Origin of the sequence: Yersinia fenwicki, assembly GCF_043099325.1 — a bacterium.
GTDB lineage: Bacteria > Pseudomonadota > Gammaproteobacteria > Enterobacterales > Enterobacteriaceae > Yersinia.
This window is the reverse complement of record NZ_CP170755.1, coordinates 3,969,412-3,983,786: the sequence shown is the minus strand read 5'-3', so window position 1 is coordinate 3,983,786 and position 14,375 is coordinate 3,969,412. Positions and strand designations below refer to the sequence as shown.

The following is a 14,375-nucleotide window of genomic DNA, read 5'->3' as shown; positions in this document are numbered from 1 at the left end:
GTACACATTTGAGTCGATAAGCGGTTTGCATCGATAAGCAGTGAGAAGAGAACAGCCGGTAATGATGAAAGAAAAATCAGTAACAAAAGAAAAACCTATGTTGTCCAACGATGAATACAAATATCCGGGTAATAGCATGAGTGAAGAGGAACTGCTCGCTCGCATTGCGTGGTTTTATTATCACGATGGCTTAACACAAGGGGATATTGGCGAACTGCTGGGGCTGACCAGATTGAAGGTCTCCAGATTGCTGGAGAAGGGCCGTCAGTCTGGGGTTATCCGGGTACAGATTAATTCGCGCTATGAGGGTTGTCTGGAACTGGAAAATGCGCTGCAACAGCATTTCGGCCTGAAGCATATCCGCATTTTACCTTCTTTGGCTGACCTTAGTATCAGTAGCCGGTTGGGTATTGGCGCTGCACATCTATTGATGGCATTGATACAACCGCAGCAGTTATTGGCGGTTGGTTTTGGTGAAACCACCATGTGCGCGTTGCAGCATTTAAGTGGCTTTATTGCCTCGCAGCAGGTGCGCTTGGTGACTCTTTCCGGTGGTGTAGGTTCTTACATGACTGGGATTGGGCAGCTTGATGCGGCCTGTCAGGTCAGCATTATTCCTGCGCCGTTGCGTGCTTCCAGTGCCAAAGTCGCTGAAACATTCCGCCAGGAAAACAGTGTGCGCGATGTGATGCTGGCAGCGTGTGCAGCTGATGTTGCTGTCGTAGGGATTGGCTCAGTCAATCAACAAAAAGAAGCCACTATTTTGCGCTCTGGCTATATCAGCGAAGGTGAACAGCTGATGTTCAGCCGCAAAGGCGCGGTCGGCGATATCCTCGGTTACTTTATGCAGGCCGATGGCGCGCTGGCAGCCGATATGCAGATTCACCAGGAATTAATCGGTATTTCACTGGCAGATTTGAAAAACATTCCTACGGTGATTGGTGTGGCGGGCGGGGTGGAGAAATCTGAAGCCATTGTAGCCGCGCTAAAAGGCAAGTATGTGAATGCGCTAGTGACTGATGAGTTGACGGCGCGCTCTATTATTAAACTGATTTAATTGACTATTTTTACAAGATTTAATTTATGGCAGCAGAGGACGGATTTATACACGAATTTATATAAAAACACATTGAAGCTGAGGATCGAACAATGAATCAACTCTCATCGGCTGAATATCTGATGGCTTTGGATGCAGGCACCGGCAGTGTCCGGGCGGTAATATTTGATCTTAATGGAAATCAGATAGCAGCCGGACAGGCTGAATGGCTGCATTTGCCAGTACCTGATGTCCCGGAATCGATGGAGTTTGATTTAACCACCAACTGGAAGCTGACCTGTCAATGCATCCGTCAGGCGTTGCATCAGGCCAACTTGCCCGCCAGTGCTATCCGCGCGGTTGCGGCTTGCTCAATGCGCGAAGGGATTGTGCTCTATGACCGTAGCGGTAAACCTATTTGGGCTTGTGCCAATGTGGATGCTCGCGCCAGCCGTGAAGTCAGTGAATTGAAAGAGTTACACAATAATGGCTTTGAGCTTGAAGTCTATCAGTGCTCCGGTCAGACACTGGCGTTGAGTGCGATGCCTCGATTACTGTGGCTGGCGCATTACCGCCCTGATATTTATCGTCAGGCCGGGACATTAACCATGATAAGCGACTGGCTGGCGAATATGCTCAGTGGCGAACTGGCGGTTGATCCCTCCAATGCGGGCACTACCGGAATGTTGGATTTAGTCACGCGCAACTGGCAGCCAAACTTGTTGGAAATGGCTGGATTACGCGCCGATATTCTATCGCCAGTCAAAGAAACCGGCACTTTGCTCGGGCATGTCACGGCAGAGGCCGCACAAGAGTGTGGCTTGTTAGCTGGGACGCCAGTAGTGATGGGCGGTGGTGATGTGCAACTCGGCTGTTTAGGGTTAGGCGTGGTACAACCGGGGCAGACTGCGATATTGGGGGGAACGTTCTGGCAGCAGGTGGTTAACCTACCCAAACCGATTACTGATCCCAATATGAATACACGCATTAACCCCCACGTCATTCCCGGCATGGTGCAAGCAGAATCCATTAGCTTCTTTACCGGCCTGACCATGCGCTGGTTCCGTGATGCATTCTGTGCCGAAGAAAAATTACTCGCCCAGCGGCTAGGGATTGATACTTATAGTTTGTTGGAAGATATGGCGGCGCGGGTGCCCGCCGGTGCTTACGGGGTGATGCCCATTTTCTCTGATGTTATGCGCTTTAAATCCTGGTATCACGCAGCACCTTCCTTTATTAACCTGTCGCTGGACCCTGAAAAATGCAATAAAGCCACTTTATTCCGCGCCTTGGAAGAGAACGCGGCAATCGTTTCGGCCTGTAACTTGGCACAAATTGCGGAATTTTCCGGTGTCAAAGCCTCGTCAGTGGTATTTGCTGGCGGCGGTTCAAAAGGCAAACTCTGGAGTCAGATTCTGGCGGACGTGACCGGCATTACAGTTCGTGTCCCAGTAGTGAAAGAAGCCACGGCTTTAGGCTGTGCGATTGCAGCAGGTGTTGGCGTCGGGCTATATGAAGCGCTCGATAATACCGGAGAGCGGCTGGTGCGCTGGGAGCGAGAATACCAGCCCAATATTGAACATAAAGCGCTATATCAAGCGGCTAAAACTAACTGGCAAGCAGTGTATACCGATCAGTTGACGTTAGTAGACAGTGGGCTGACGACTTCCCTATGGAAAGCCCCCGGCCTTTAAATTGACTATCTCACTTGCCAGCTTGAGCTTCGGGGCAGTGCTCATTATATGCTCCGTTGGCTGTGCGCTGGTCGCGTCCAAACTGCCAGCGACGACGTCAATGGGTTATATTGTTTGATAAGGGCAGACAGCCCAAATGTGAAACGGCGGGGAAACGTGCCGTTGGGGTCGTAGCGACGTAAGTCGCCGGAGCGCCCCTAGGTGCGGTCAACCCGTCGCACACGATCAAATAAAGAATTGCCATGCAGTACACACTTGGATAGCATTATCGCCCCTCTTTCGTTGCCGATGATGGCGCATCCTATGATGAATACATCAAATAAGACAGAATCACCTGCCGGGCAACTTTCTGCTCCTGCTCGCGTCAGTGCCGTTAATTTACCGGTCATACTGCGAGAGAAAGAGAATGTTAAACGCATTTTGGTCATTAAATTACGCCATTTCGGTGATGTTCTCCTTACCACGCCTTTACTCAACACGTTAAAAGCCAACTATCCGCAGGCCAAAATCGATGTGCTGCTATATGGCGGAACGCAAGATATGCTGCGGAAGAACAAAACGGTTAATCATGCATTTATTGTCGACCGCGGTCTAAAACATGCGGGCTTAACAGCCCAAATCAGCGGCGAAAAAGCGTTGTTTAATGCATTGAAAGAGCACCATTATGATCTGATCCTCAATTTATCTGATCAATGGCGAGCTGCCGCTTATTGCCGTTTATTAAAACCGGGTTTCAGCATTGGTTTCCATTACCCAAAACGCGATACCTGGTTATGGGGCTACTGCCACTCCACCTTGGTCGCTATTCCCAATGCTGCTGAACGGCACACGGTCCTCAATAATTTGGACATCCTCGCGCCGTTACAACTGACGAATATCATTACTAACGTCAGCATGGCTTATGGCCCACATGATATTGAGCGAGTAAAACAACTGTGTCAGCAACGTAATATTGCGGATTACATCTTGATTCAACCTTCTGCGCGCTGGAAATTTAAAACCTGGGCCAGTGAATCATTCAGTCAACTGATAAATCATCTCACCGAACAAGGCGAGACTGTGCTGTTAACCGGCGGTAAAGACAACGCAGAACTGGACTATATCGCTGACATTATTGCTGGTTGCGCGCAGCCCGAAAAAGTCATTAATTTATCCGGCCTTTTAGCACTGCCGGAACTGGCCGTCTTGATAGAAAACGCTAAGCTATTTATTGGCGTAGATTCCGTGGCAATGCATATGGCGGCTGCGTTACAAACTCCCGCAGTGGTGCTCTTTGGCCCCAGTAATCTTAATCAATGGCACCCATGGCAGGCTCCGCACACCCTATTATGGGCGGGTCATTACCGCACGTTGCCACATCCTAATGAGATAGATACTGACACTACGGATCGCTATTTGAACGCTATCCCTGTAGATGATGTCATAGATGCCGTTGACGCCTGGCGTATTCAAAGCCAGTAGTATGCTAATAATGGACTTGTGACAGCCAATTTTGAGTCTTCCAACCAGCTTAAGCTGAGAGAATTATGATAACTCCATTGACTTCCTCGCCGGGCATATCCCCGGCTAACCCGCGTGGTGAAATACTAAGCAGTATTGCGGCATTACTGTTAGGTATCGCTTTACCAACGTCTAATCCACTCATCAATATATCGCTGGTTTTAATTCTTATCAGCTTGATAATTAATCGTAAGTCTCTGCAATTAAAGCCCTTGCTGACCAACTCATTAGTCTATTTACCCGCCGCTATGTTTGCACTGTTAGCGCTGTCATTATTGTTCCATCACAACAGCTACGGCCCGGAGATGGTGAGTAAAGATAAGAAATTTCTTTATGTCTTGCCGTTGGCATTGTTCTTTATTAATCAACCGCAGCGGGTGAAACTGTTTTGCTTAGGCTTCTTACTCGCCAATACGGTGGCTTTGATTGGAACGATAGCTGTAGGGGTGTTACATATTCCAATTGGCCATGTGGATCCGACAAACCCAACCATCTTTAAACTACAAATTACCCAAAACTTCTTTATGGCATTGGCGGCTATGCTATGGCTGATGCTCGCTGTCAAAAGTCAGGGCTGGAAACGCTGGGGCTACGGTTTGCTGGTGGTAGCAGCCTGTTACAGCATCCTATTCTTGGTATTGGGCCGCACCGGGTATGTGGCTCTGGTTGTTGGGTTAGGGGTATGGTTATTCTTCTCGCTAGGCAGTCGTCAACGCTGGCTCTTGGTGGTGCTGGGAGTCATTGCGTTTGCGGCATTGCTGCTGATTCCCAATAAAGCGACTCAGCGAATCACGCAAGGTGTAGATGAGATTAAAGTCTGCATGGCGGCCTCTGCGGATAACGCCAATGATGCATGCTCTACGTCAATGGGGCAGCGTTCTGCCTTTGCTATCGAGGCAGTTCGGCTAATTAAGGAAGCGCCTATTCTGGGCCACGGTGCTGGCGGTTTTTATTATGAGAACCCGGAAATCAACTACAAGATAAACAATCCACATAATCAATATCTGCTGGAAACTATCCAATCCGGTGTTGTTGGTTTTATTATCTTTCTGGCATGGATTGTCTGTTGTTACCGTGTTATTTGGCAACAAACACCCGCATTACGTAATGTCTTATTAGCGGTATTAACCAGCTATATGGCATGTAACTTCTTTAATTCATTCTTGCTGGACTCTTCTGAAGGCCATCTATTTATGATTTTTGTCGCCATTCTGGCGGGGTATTCCGTGACAGGTACGGGGGCTCAGCTGCGTTTGGATCAGAGAAAGACAACGTAGCGGCCATGTTGAGTGGGCATTAGAGATAACTGATTAAGTCAACGGCTCCCAATGGGGCCGTTCTTCATGGTGTTACCGTCGTTATCCTGGATTACGTAATGATAACAGAGACTTTGAAATTAAAGATATTCTCTAATAAAACCGCGAAGATGTTTATTCATACAGAGGGGTTTAATGAAGTGTGAGTTTTACAAATGTAATTAACCCGTTTTATTTACGTTATCTTATATAGAAAGAGAATAATGAGCTTTTGTGGATGAATTCCTACAACATTCTCATCGATACACTCTTCCTACTTACCAGATGTTTTAACATTCAACATCAATGTTTCTAATGTCACTATTAAGAAAATTCGCTATTTTCTTTATTTAAATTAATTAGTTATTGAAATGCTTTATCTTACATTGACTGTTTTATTAAAAATAAAACCCTATGTGTTAATTTGTGCGCGGCTTTATATCTCTATGGTTTTCGTTAGAGGGAGTGTGAAAACTAAAAATTAACGTTTTAATAGAAAATGTAAAATAAATCAAAATGAACCATAAATATAATCTAAATAATGAACTACTATCGCCAGTTTTATTGATAGGAGTGACTACCGCTGTGGCTACAAGAAAGATATGTCACTTTATTTTATAAAACTAAAATATCTGCTACGAAGCTGGGGGTTTTGGTTGGGGTATCTGTAATTTAAAAGGCTGTTATAACGTTTGAAATGAAAAGGTAGAGAGAATTTTTCTAAGAAATAACCTATTTTTTTATTTGAGGGTGTTTATTTTAATTTGTTGAATTTAAAGGTTTTTTTAATTTCATTTTCAATGGTTAATCATTAAGTCTAGACCATGAGGTTATTGAGTGCAACTTGGTGTGAATTCTATTTTTTCTCGTGTAATTGAGCGAGTGTATCTACTGGAATCATCTTAAATGACTCATATAAAGAAAACAGATTTCTATGCTAATGGAGTGGCTTTTACTTAGTGAATTAAACTGGATAGATTCCCGCTGAATATGAAAAATGATGATTTAGATCACTATTAGAAAATTAGCTGGTGTGTAATAATTTTTTCAACAATTTACATATTGTAATGCGTGGTCTACTTTCCGGACATTATGCAATAGTTTTAAAGGAAGCTATGATAACTATGTATTTATATTGCGAAGTGGGTCCAGGTGAATCTGTTTTTAGGATATACCCGTCATACTTCAAGTTGCATGTGCGTTGGCTGCGTTTGTTATTCGGCCCGTCCATGGGCCTCGTCTCTGCGAGGCCGCCTTCCTGTAACTAGAATTATTTAGGGTAAAGGCAGAATCTTCCTTTAACTTAATTTATCCAACGTCATTGAGAACATCATGGCTAATTCATCTACGAATAAATTATCTTTACCGGCCCTAACTTCTTTAGTGGTCGGCTCAATGATCGGTGCCGGTATATTCTCATTACCCGCAACGTTCGGCAGGGCAACTGGTGGTTTTGGTGCACTCATTGCCTGGTGTATCGCTGGTGGCGGGATGTTAATGCTGGCTTTTGTTTTTCAAACATTAGCTCAGCGTAAACCTAATCTGGATTCCGGTGTATTCATATACGCAAAAGAGGGATTTGGTGATTATCTTGGTTTTGCATCTGCATTAGGTTTTTGGGCCGGTACCTGTATTGGTAACGTTTCTTACTTTGTCCTGATCAAATCAACATTAGGGGCGTTCTTCCCTATCTTTGGTGACGGTAATACCATTCCAGCGGTATTAGTGGCCTCGGTGATTCTATGGGGATTCCATATCCTAATATTGCGGGGTGTTAAAGAGGCTGCGGCGATTAATACCATTGCCACCTTCGCAAAAATAATTCCTATCTTCATCTTCGTCATCGTATTAATTTTTGCCTTTAAAGGTGATGTGTTCGCACTGAACTTCTGGGGCACGCCAGATGTAGTTAAGAGTGTCGATTTATCCCACCTGAATGACTACGGCTATGTTGGCCATGCTGCAGCTGTCATGCCGGTGGTGGCTGAGCCTGAGTCCTTATTCTCTCAAGTTCGTAGCACCATGTTGGTGACAGTCTTTGTGTTCTTAGGTATTGAAGGCGCGAGTGTGTATTCGCGTTACGCCAAAGAACGTAGCCATGTTGGTATTGCCACGGTTCTGGGCTTTATTGGTGTGCTGTGCTTGTTGGTGCTGATAACCATGTTGTCTTACGGTGTGCTGTTACGTCCCGATCTAGCTGCATTACGCCAGCCATCAATGGCCGGGGTTCTGGAAGCCATAGTCGGGCGCTGGGGAGCCATCTTCATCAGCGTAGGATTGATTATCTCAGTATTGGGTGCGTATTTATCCTGGTCACTGTTGGCAGCGGAAGTGCTGTTCTCGGCGGCGAAGAGTAAAAGCATGCCAAAAATATTTGGTACCGAAAACAGCAACGCAGTGCCTTCAGCGGCAGTATGGCTAACCAATATCTTTATTCAAGTGTTCTTAATTCTGACACTGTTTACTGATTATGCATTCCAACTGGCCTTGGAGTTAACCAGCTCATTAACCCTGATCCCTTATCTGTTGGTGGGCGCTTATGGACTAAAACTGGCCTGGACGGGTGAAACTTACGAAACCAATGCACGTGGTCACAGAAAAGATCTTATCTTTGCCCTTATTGCCACTTTCTATTCCGCACTGATGATTTATGCCGGTGGTCTGAAATACTTGCTGCTATCGGCCATCATTTACGGCCCAGGTACGATTTTGTATCTGATTGCCAAACGTGAACAGCATCAGAAAGCGTTTAATACCTACGAAAGAATACTGTTTATTGTCCTTATTGTGGCTGCGGTTGCGGCGATTTATAGCATTGCCACCGGAATCATCACCATATAATTTATTGGAGTTCTTATGTCAGATAAAGCTAAGAAAACTCATACTAAACCCAAATTTGGTGTTCACTCTGAAGTCGGACAGTTGCACAAAGTTATGGTTTGCGCACCTGGGCGTGCCCATAACCGCCTGACCCCCAGTAATTGTGATGAATTATTATTTGATGATGTTCTGTGGGTTGAAAGAGCCAAACGCGACCATTTTGATTTTATGACCAAAATGCGTGAACGCGGTGTTGATGTGGTGGAAATGCATAATTTGCTGGCCGAAACCGTGGCTATTCCTGCGGCCAAAAAATGGATTCTGGATCAACAAATTGTGCCGAATGAAGTTTCACTGGGTATTCTGCAAGAAACTCGCAATTATCTGGAAAGTCTGGAGCCGCGCTTGTTAGCTGAAGTGCTGATTGGCGGTTTATCTACCACTGAACTCCATAAAGATGGCAAATGCGACAAAGAAGAGTTGAAGCTGATCCGCGAGGCGGTTGGCATCACGGAATATCTGCTGCCGCCGCTGCCTAATACTCTTTACACCCGCGACACCACTTGCTGGATTTATGGCGGCGTAACTCTAAATCCGCTTTATTGGCCAGCACGTCATGAAGAAACCATTCTCACTACGGCTATCTATAAATTCCATCCGGACTTTGGCGATGCCAATGTGAAGGTGTGGTGGGGCGACCCAACGCAACATCACGGCAGCGCGACATTAGAAGGTGGCGATGTGATGCCAATTGGCAATAAAACCGTGCTCATCGGTATGAGTGAGCGCACCTCGCATCAGGCTATCACTCAGTTGGCTCAGTCACTGTTTAAAAACAGTGAAGGGCAAGTTGAACGCGTGATGATTGCCGCTATGCCAAAATTGCGTGCTGCCATGCATCTGGATACCGTGTTCACTTTCTGCGATCGCGATGTGGTGACCCTCTATCCGGCGATTGTTAATCAGATTCAAACCTTCTCATTGCGCCCAGATAATGGCCCAACTGGCATTAAATTAAGCCGCGACAAAGGCACATTTGTGGAAGCGGTGGCTGGTGCATTGAACTTGAAAAAACTGCGAGTGGTTGAAACTGAAGGTAATGACTATGACACCGAGCGCCAGCAGTGGGACAGCGGTAATAACATGGTTGCGCTTTCACCAGGGGTGGTGCTGGCTTATGACCGCAATACCAAAACCAACACCCAACTGCGTAAAGAAGGGGTGGAGGTGATTGAGATTGTCGGCAGTGAGTTAGGTCGCGGACGTGGTGGCGGCCATTGTATGACTTGTCCAATCATCCGGGATGCCGTTGATTACTAATTCCCTTCGGCCTTGAAGCCACAGGGTTGTTAGCTGCGCGCACTTACTCGAATTATTTAGGGATAGCGCGGTTGCTCTTAAAAAAATAGCTGATAGTGAGTAGCAGAATAGCGCTATTTTGCTATTGGCTATTTGTCCGTTAACTTATCTTTATTTTTCACGCAAATAACACTACCCATTTGAGTGATAATTGTGATGATCTACTTTTAGGGATATTTACAGGGGGATTATTAATCACACTATTAAAAGAACTGGTGCGTCGTATGTCACAGAAAAATGGTGCAGAAAACAGATACAACAGTGTGAATAACTAATCTGCAATAACTTTGAAAATCTGACTCAACGAGATCTTATAGTGAAGATAAAAACAGTTGTCACCTTGCTATTAACGTTTCTTCTCGCTGCTTGCGACAGAACTACCCCAGAAGTCGTGGAAAGTGTCCGTCCGGTAAAAATATTTACCGTGGAAGACAGTGGACAAAATGGAACTCGTTATTTCCCCGCGCGGCTACAAGCGGGTGATGAAACTCAACTTTCCTTTAAACGTAGCGGGCAATTGCAACAACTGCTGGTTCGTGAAGGTGAGCAGGTGAAAAAAGGTCAGGTAATTGCTAAGTTGAATGATACTGATCTGACTCTGCGTGTCAGAGATCGTCAGTCCACCTTTAACCTGGCACGAGATCAGTTTAATCGTTTCAATACCTTGCAAGGTCAAAGGGCTGTCTCACGCGCTGAGTTGGACGTTCGCCGCGCCGAAATGGAATCTGCTCGTGCAGCATTAGAAATTGCGCAAAAAGAACTCAGTGATGCCACGATTACCGCCCCATTCGATGGAATTATCGCCAATGTTAATGCGCGAAACCATCAGGTCATGGCCCCGGGCCAGCCGGTGGCAACGTTAAGCGCATTGGATACGCTGGATGTCGTTTTCAGTGTGCCAGAACGCCTGTTTACCACTCTCGACATCAGCAACCGCAACTACAAGCCAACGGTATTACTTAATCATCTGCCGGGACGCGAATTTGTTGCTGAATATAAAGAACATACCACCTCAACAACCTCCGCTTCCCAGACTTTCCAAGTGACACTCACCATGAAGCGCCCGCCAGATATGCCATTGCTTTCAGGTATCAGTGGCCGGGTCAGAATCAACTCTGGCAATTTGTCTGGTACTGACCATCCGACGATTGTGGTCCCCGTCGAAGCGGTATTTAACCCTGACAGTGCCCAGCTGAATGATGCGCGTGTTTGGGTCATCAAGAATGATGATGGCCAGATGCACGTTGAAGAACGCAAAGTGCAAGTGGGTCAGTTGACAGCGAACGGTATTCAAATCACTTCTGGATTAGCAGATGGTGAGCAAATTGTCGCAGCTGGCACCGGTGAGCTTCGCCCTAATCAAGTTGTTCGGGCTTGGGTACGTGAGCGGGGTCTCTAATGAAGCTGCTTGATAATTATATCAATAATAGTACCCGTATCTGGTTAACGATTCTGTTGCTAGGTGTTGGGGGTATTATTGCCTATCTCAATATAGGCAGGCTGGAAGATCCGGCCTTTACCATCAAAACAGCAGTAGTTGTCACCCGCTATGATGGTGCGTCGGCACAACAGGTTGAAGAGGAAGTCACGTTACCGCTGGAGAATGCCATTCAGGAACTCTCTTATGTCGATGACGTCACCTCTATTTCCAGTGCGGGCTTATCGCAAATTACTATCAATATTCGTGCGCAATATGGGGCGAATGAGTTGCCGCAAATCTGGGATGAATTGCGGCGTAAGATAAATGATAACAGTGTGCGGTTGCCACCAGGTGCCAGTGCGCCGATGGTCAACGACGACTTCGGCGATGTGTATGGTTTCTTCTTCTCACTGACCGGTGATGGCTACAGTAATCAGGATTTACGTAACTTTGCTGAGCAATTACGGCGTGAGTTGGTACTGGTGCCGGGAGTCGGTAAAGTGGGGATTGTCGGTATCTTGCCTGAGGAAGTTCAGGTAGAGATTTCTCGCGCCCAGATGACTGCCGCTGGTATTACACCACAACAATTATCCGATTTGCTTGCTCGTCAGAATGTGGTGTCCGATGCGGGCCAACTACAGGTGGGTAGTGAGTCGATTCGCTTGCATCCAACCGGTGAATTCCAGAGTGTGCAAGAGCTGGGGAACTTACTGGTCAGTCAACCCGGTAGTCCAAAAAGCGTTTACTTACGTGACATCGCGACAGTGACCCAAGGTTTTGGTCATTCACCAACCAATATATACCGCGCTAACGGTAAGCCTGCATTGGCGCTGGGGATCTCATTCGCTCCGAACGTCAACGTGGTGAATGTGGGTAATGCCATTAAAGCTCGACTGGCGCAGTTGGAAGGTGAACGCCCGTCAGGTATGCACATCAACGTGTTTTATGACCAGTCCCATGAAGTGGAGGGGGCGGTCAACGGCTTTATCCTTAACTTCCTGCTGGCTCTGCTCATTGTTGTTGTCACCCTGCTTATCTTTATGGGGGTGCGCAGCGGTGTGGTGATTGCCATCTCGCTGGCACTGAACGTACTTGGCACCTTGCTCATTATGTGGCTGTTTAATATCGAGCTACAGCGAGTATCGCTAGGAGCGCTAATCATCGCGCTAAGTATGTTGGTGGATAACGCCATTGTCGTGGTGGAAGGGATTGTGGTGGGCCGCCAGCGCGGCGAGAGTCTCTCTACGGCGATCGGCAATGTCGTGAAGCGCTCGATGATGCCGCTGTTAGGCGCGACAGTGATTGCCATTTTAGCCTTTGCCCCGATTGGCCTGTCCAACGATGCAACCGGTGAATATTGTAAATCGCTATTCCAAGTGTTGTTGATCTCGCTGATGTTGAGCTGGATTACTGCACTGACGCTGACGCCGGTGTTCTCTAAGTGGGCATTCCAGAACCAAAAGCCTGCGAAGGTGGATGAGGATAAACCTGCTAAGCAACCTTACGATGGCTGGTTATTCCGCTACTATCGGGTGGTGTTGAATAAATTACTGCAATACCGAACAGTAACTTTGGTTGTGTTGGCGGCGATGTTAGTGGCATCGGTAGTGGGCTTTGGTAATGTTCGCCAGAGCTTCTTCCCGCCGTCTAACACACCTATCTTCTTTGTTGATATTTGGCTGCCGTATGGCACAGATATTAGTTATACCGAAGGAGTGGCGAATAAGGTTGAGCAGTACATCAAGCAGCAAAAAGGGGTGGCTGACACCATGGCGACAATCGGTCAGGGCGCGATGCGCTTTATGCTGACTTATAACGCCCAGCGTCATTATCCTAACTATGCGCAGGTGATGGTTCGCACTGAGCAGCTAGACCAAATACCGGGTTTGATTGATGAAATTGAAGCCTATATGCATGACGAATACCCACAAGTTGATGCGCAGGTCAAACGCATCATGTTCGGGCCGTCAAACAACAGCTCGATTGAAGCCCGCTTTATTGGCCCTGATCCCGAGGTGCTGCGTTCACTGGCCGCTCAGGCGGAAAAAGCGATCATTGCCGATCCGATGGCCGATGGCGCAAGGCATGACTGGCAAGATCGTAGCAAAATGATCCGACCGCAATTCTCTGATTATCTGGGCCGCGAGCTGGGTGTGGATAAACGTGAGGTTGATGGCACCTTGCGCATGAGCTTTGGTGGCTTATCGGTTGGCTTATATCGCGATGGGACGCGCCTGATGCCGATTGTGTTGCGCACACCGGATTCCGAGCGGCTTAATGCTGAACGCCTCAATGATGTGATGGTCTGGAGTCAGGCACGCCAGGCCTTTATCCCGATCGATAACGTCGTGACCAGTTTTGAGACCGAGTGGGAAGATCCACTTATCATGCGTCTGGATCGCAAACGGACATTGACGGTGCAAACTGATCCAACTCAGCAAGGGGGCGAGACCTCGGCTGAGTTATTACAGCGTATCAAGCCAGGGGTTGAGTCTATTCAATTGCCGCGCGGCTATGAGCTCGAATGGGGCGGTGACTACGAAAGTACCAAAGAAGCACAACGGGGTATTTTCATCAGTTTGCCAATAGCATTCCTGATTATGTTTGTAGTGACCGTCTTGATGTTTAGCTCTGTGCGTAATGCGCTGGCTATCTGGCTGACGGTACCCTTAGCACTGATTGGTGTCACCGTGGGCTTTTTGCTCACCGGTATTCCATTTGGTTTTATGGCCTTACTGGGGCTATTGAGTCTGAGTGGGATGTTGATACGTAACGGTATTGTGTTGGTGGAAGAAATTGGCCTACAGCGGCAGGAAAAACCGCTGCGTGATGCCATTATTGATGCTTCCACTGCGCGTTTGCGCCCTATCATGTTAACCGCATTTACTACGGTCTTAGGGCTGGCCCCGCTGCTCAGCGATGCTTTCTTCCAGAGTATGGCTGTGGTGATTATGTTCGGGCTGGGCTTTGCAACCGTACTGACTCTACTGGTATTGCCGGTGATATATAGCTGTATGAATCCGGAACCAAAAGAAAAGGCGCATGATGAGCCAGTGAGTGAATAGCTGAAAGTCTCGTGTCTGAAATAACTTAAACAGCTCCATGCTTGGGGCTGTTTTTTTGTCTTAACCAAAACGATATTGATTCATCTTGATGCCCATAAAGCATTCTGTGCACTACCTCTCTTCCTGCCCCTGACCCTTTACGCATTCGTTTCACTATGAAACCTCATTAAACTAACAGTGTTTCAT

8 protein-coding genes and 1 pseudogene are annotated in these 14,375 nt (G+C 47.0%); all 9 read left to right on the top strand.

What is annotated here, in order from left to right:
* Nucleotides 1–64: 64 nt before the first annotated feature.
* The 9 genes and pseudogenes from lsrR (at nt 65) to ACF3VQ_RS17985 (ending at nt 14,189) form a co-directional block, all read left to right on the top strand.
* On the top strand, nt 65–1,057 hold the full coding sequence (lsrR, locus tag ACF3VQ_RS18025) for a transcriptional regulator LsrR (RefSeq protein WP_046052083.1): 993 nt from the start codon (nt 65–67) through the stop codon (nt 1,055–1,057).
* Between the two features lie 92 nt (nt 1,058–1,149).
* Nucleotides 1,150–2,730, top strand: coding sequence for an autoinducer-2 kinase (lsrK, locus tag ACF3VQ_RS18020; RefSeq protein ID WP_392432406.1), 1,581 nt, complete (start codon nt 1,150–1,152; stop codon nt 2,728–2,730).
* Between the two features lie 303 nt (nt 2,731–3,033).
* On the top strand, nt 3,034–4,191 hold the full coding sequence (gene rfaQ, locus ACF3VQ_RS18015) for a putative lipopolysaccharide heptosyltransferase III (RefSeq protein WP_392432405.1): 1,158 nt from the start codon (nt 3,034–3,036) through the stop codon (nt 4,189–4,191).
* 65 nt (nt 4,192–4,256) lie between these two features.
* Complete coding sequence (waaL-ps, locus tag ACF3VQ_RS18010; RefSeq protein ID WP_392432404.1) at nt 4,257–5,507, top strand: O-antigen polysaccharide ligase WaaL-ps; 1,251 nt, start codon at nt 4,257–4,259, stop codon at nt 5,505–5,507.
* A 1,350-nt stretch (nt 5,508–6,857) separates the two neighbouring features.
* Nucleotides 6,858–8,366 carry an amino acid permease gene (locus ACF3VQ_RS18005; protein WP_005159143.1) on the top strand — a complete coding sequence of 503 codons (1,509 nt, stop codon included), beginning with the start codon at nt 6,858–6,860 and terminating at the stop codon, nt 8,364–8,366.
* Nucleotides 8,367–8,381: 15 nt separating this feature from the next.
* Nucleotides 8,382–9,665: an arginine deiminase gene (gene arcA / locus ACF3VQ_RS18000; protein WP_005159142.1), complete on the top strand. Its 1,284-nt coding sequence runs from the start codon at nt 8,382–8,384 to the stop codon at nt 9,663–9,665.
* Between the two features lie 123 nt (nt 9,666–9,788).
* Nucleotides 9,789–9,979: pseudogene (locus ACF3VQ_RS17995) on the top strand (LapA family protein).
* 41 nt (nt 9,980–10,020) lie between these two features.
* Nucleotides 10,021–11,103 carry an efflux RND transporter periplasmic adaptor subunit gene (locus tag ACF3VQ_RS17990; RefSeq protein ID WP_392432403.1) on the top strand — a complete coding sequence of 361 codons (1,083 nt, stop codon included), beginning with the start codon at nt 10,021–10,023 and terminating at the stop codon, nt 11,101–11,103.
* Nucleotides 11,103–14,189, top strand: a complete 3,087-nt coding sequence (locus ACF3VQ_RS17985; protein WP_392432402.1) for an efflux RND transporter permease subunit — start codon at nt 11,103–11,105, stop codon at nt 14,187–14,189. The genes ACF3VQ_RS17990 and ACF3VQ_RS17985 overlap by 1 nt, the downstream gene beginning before the upstream one ends.
* Nucleotides 14,190–14,375 lie beyond the last annotated feature (186 nt).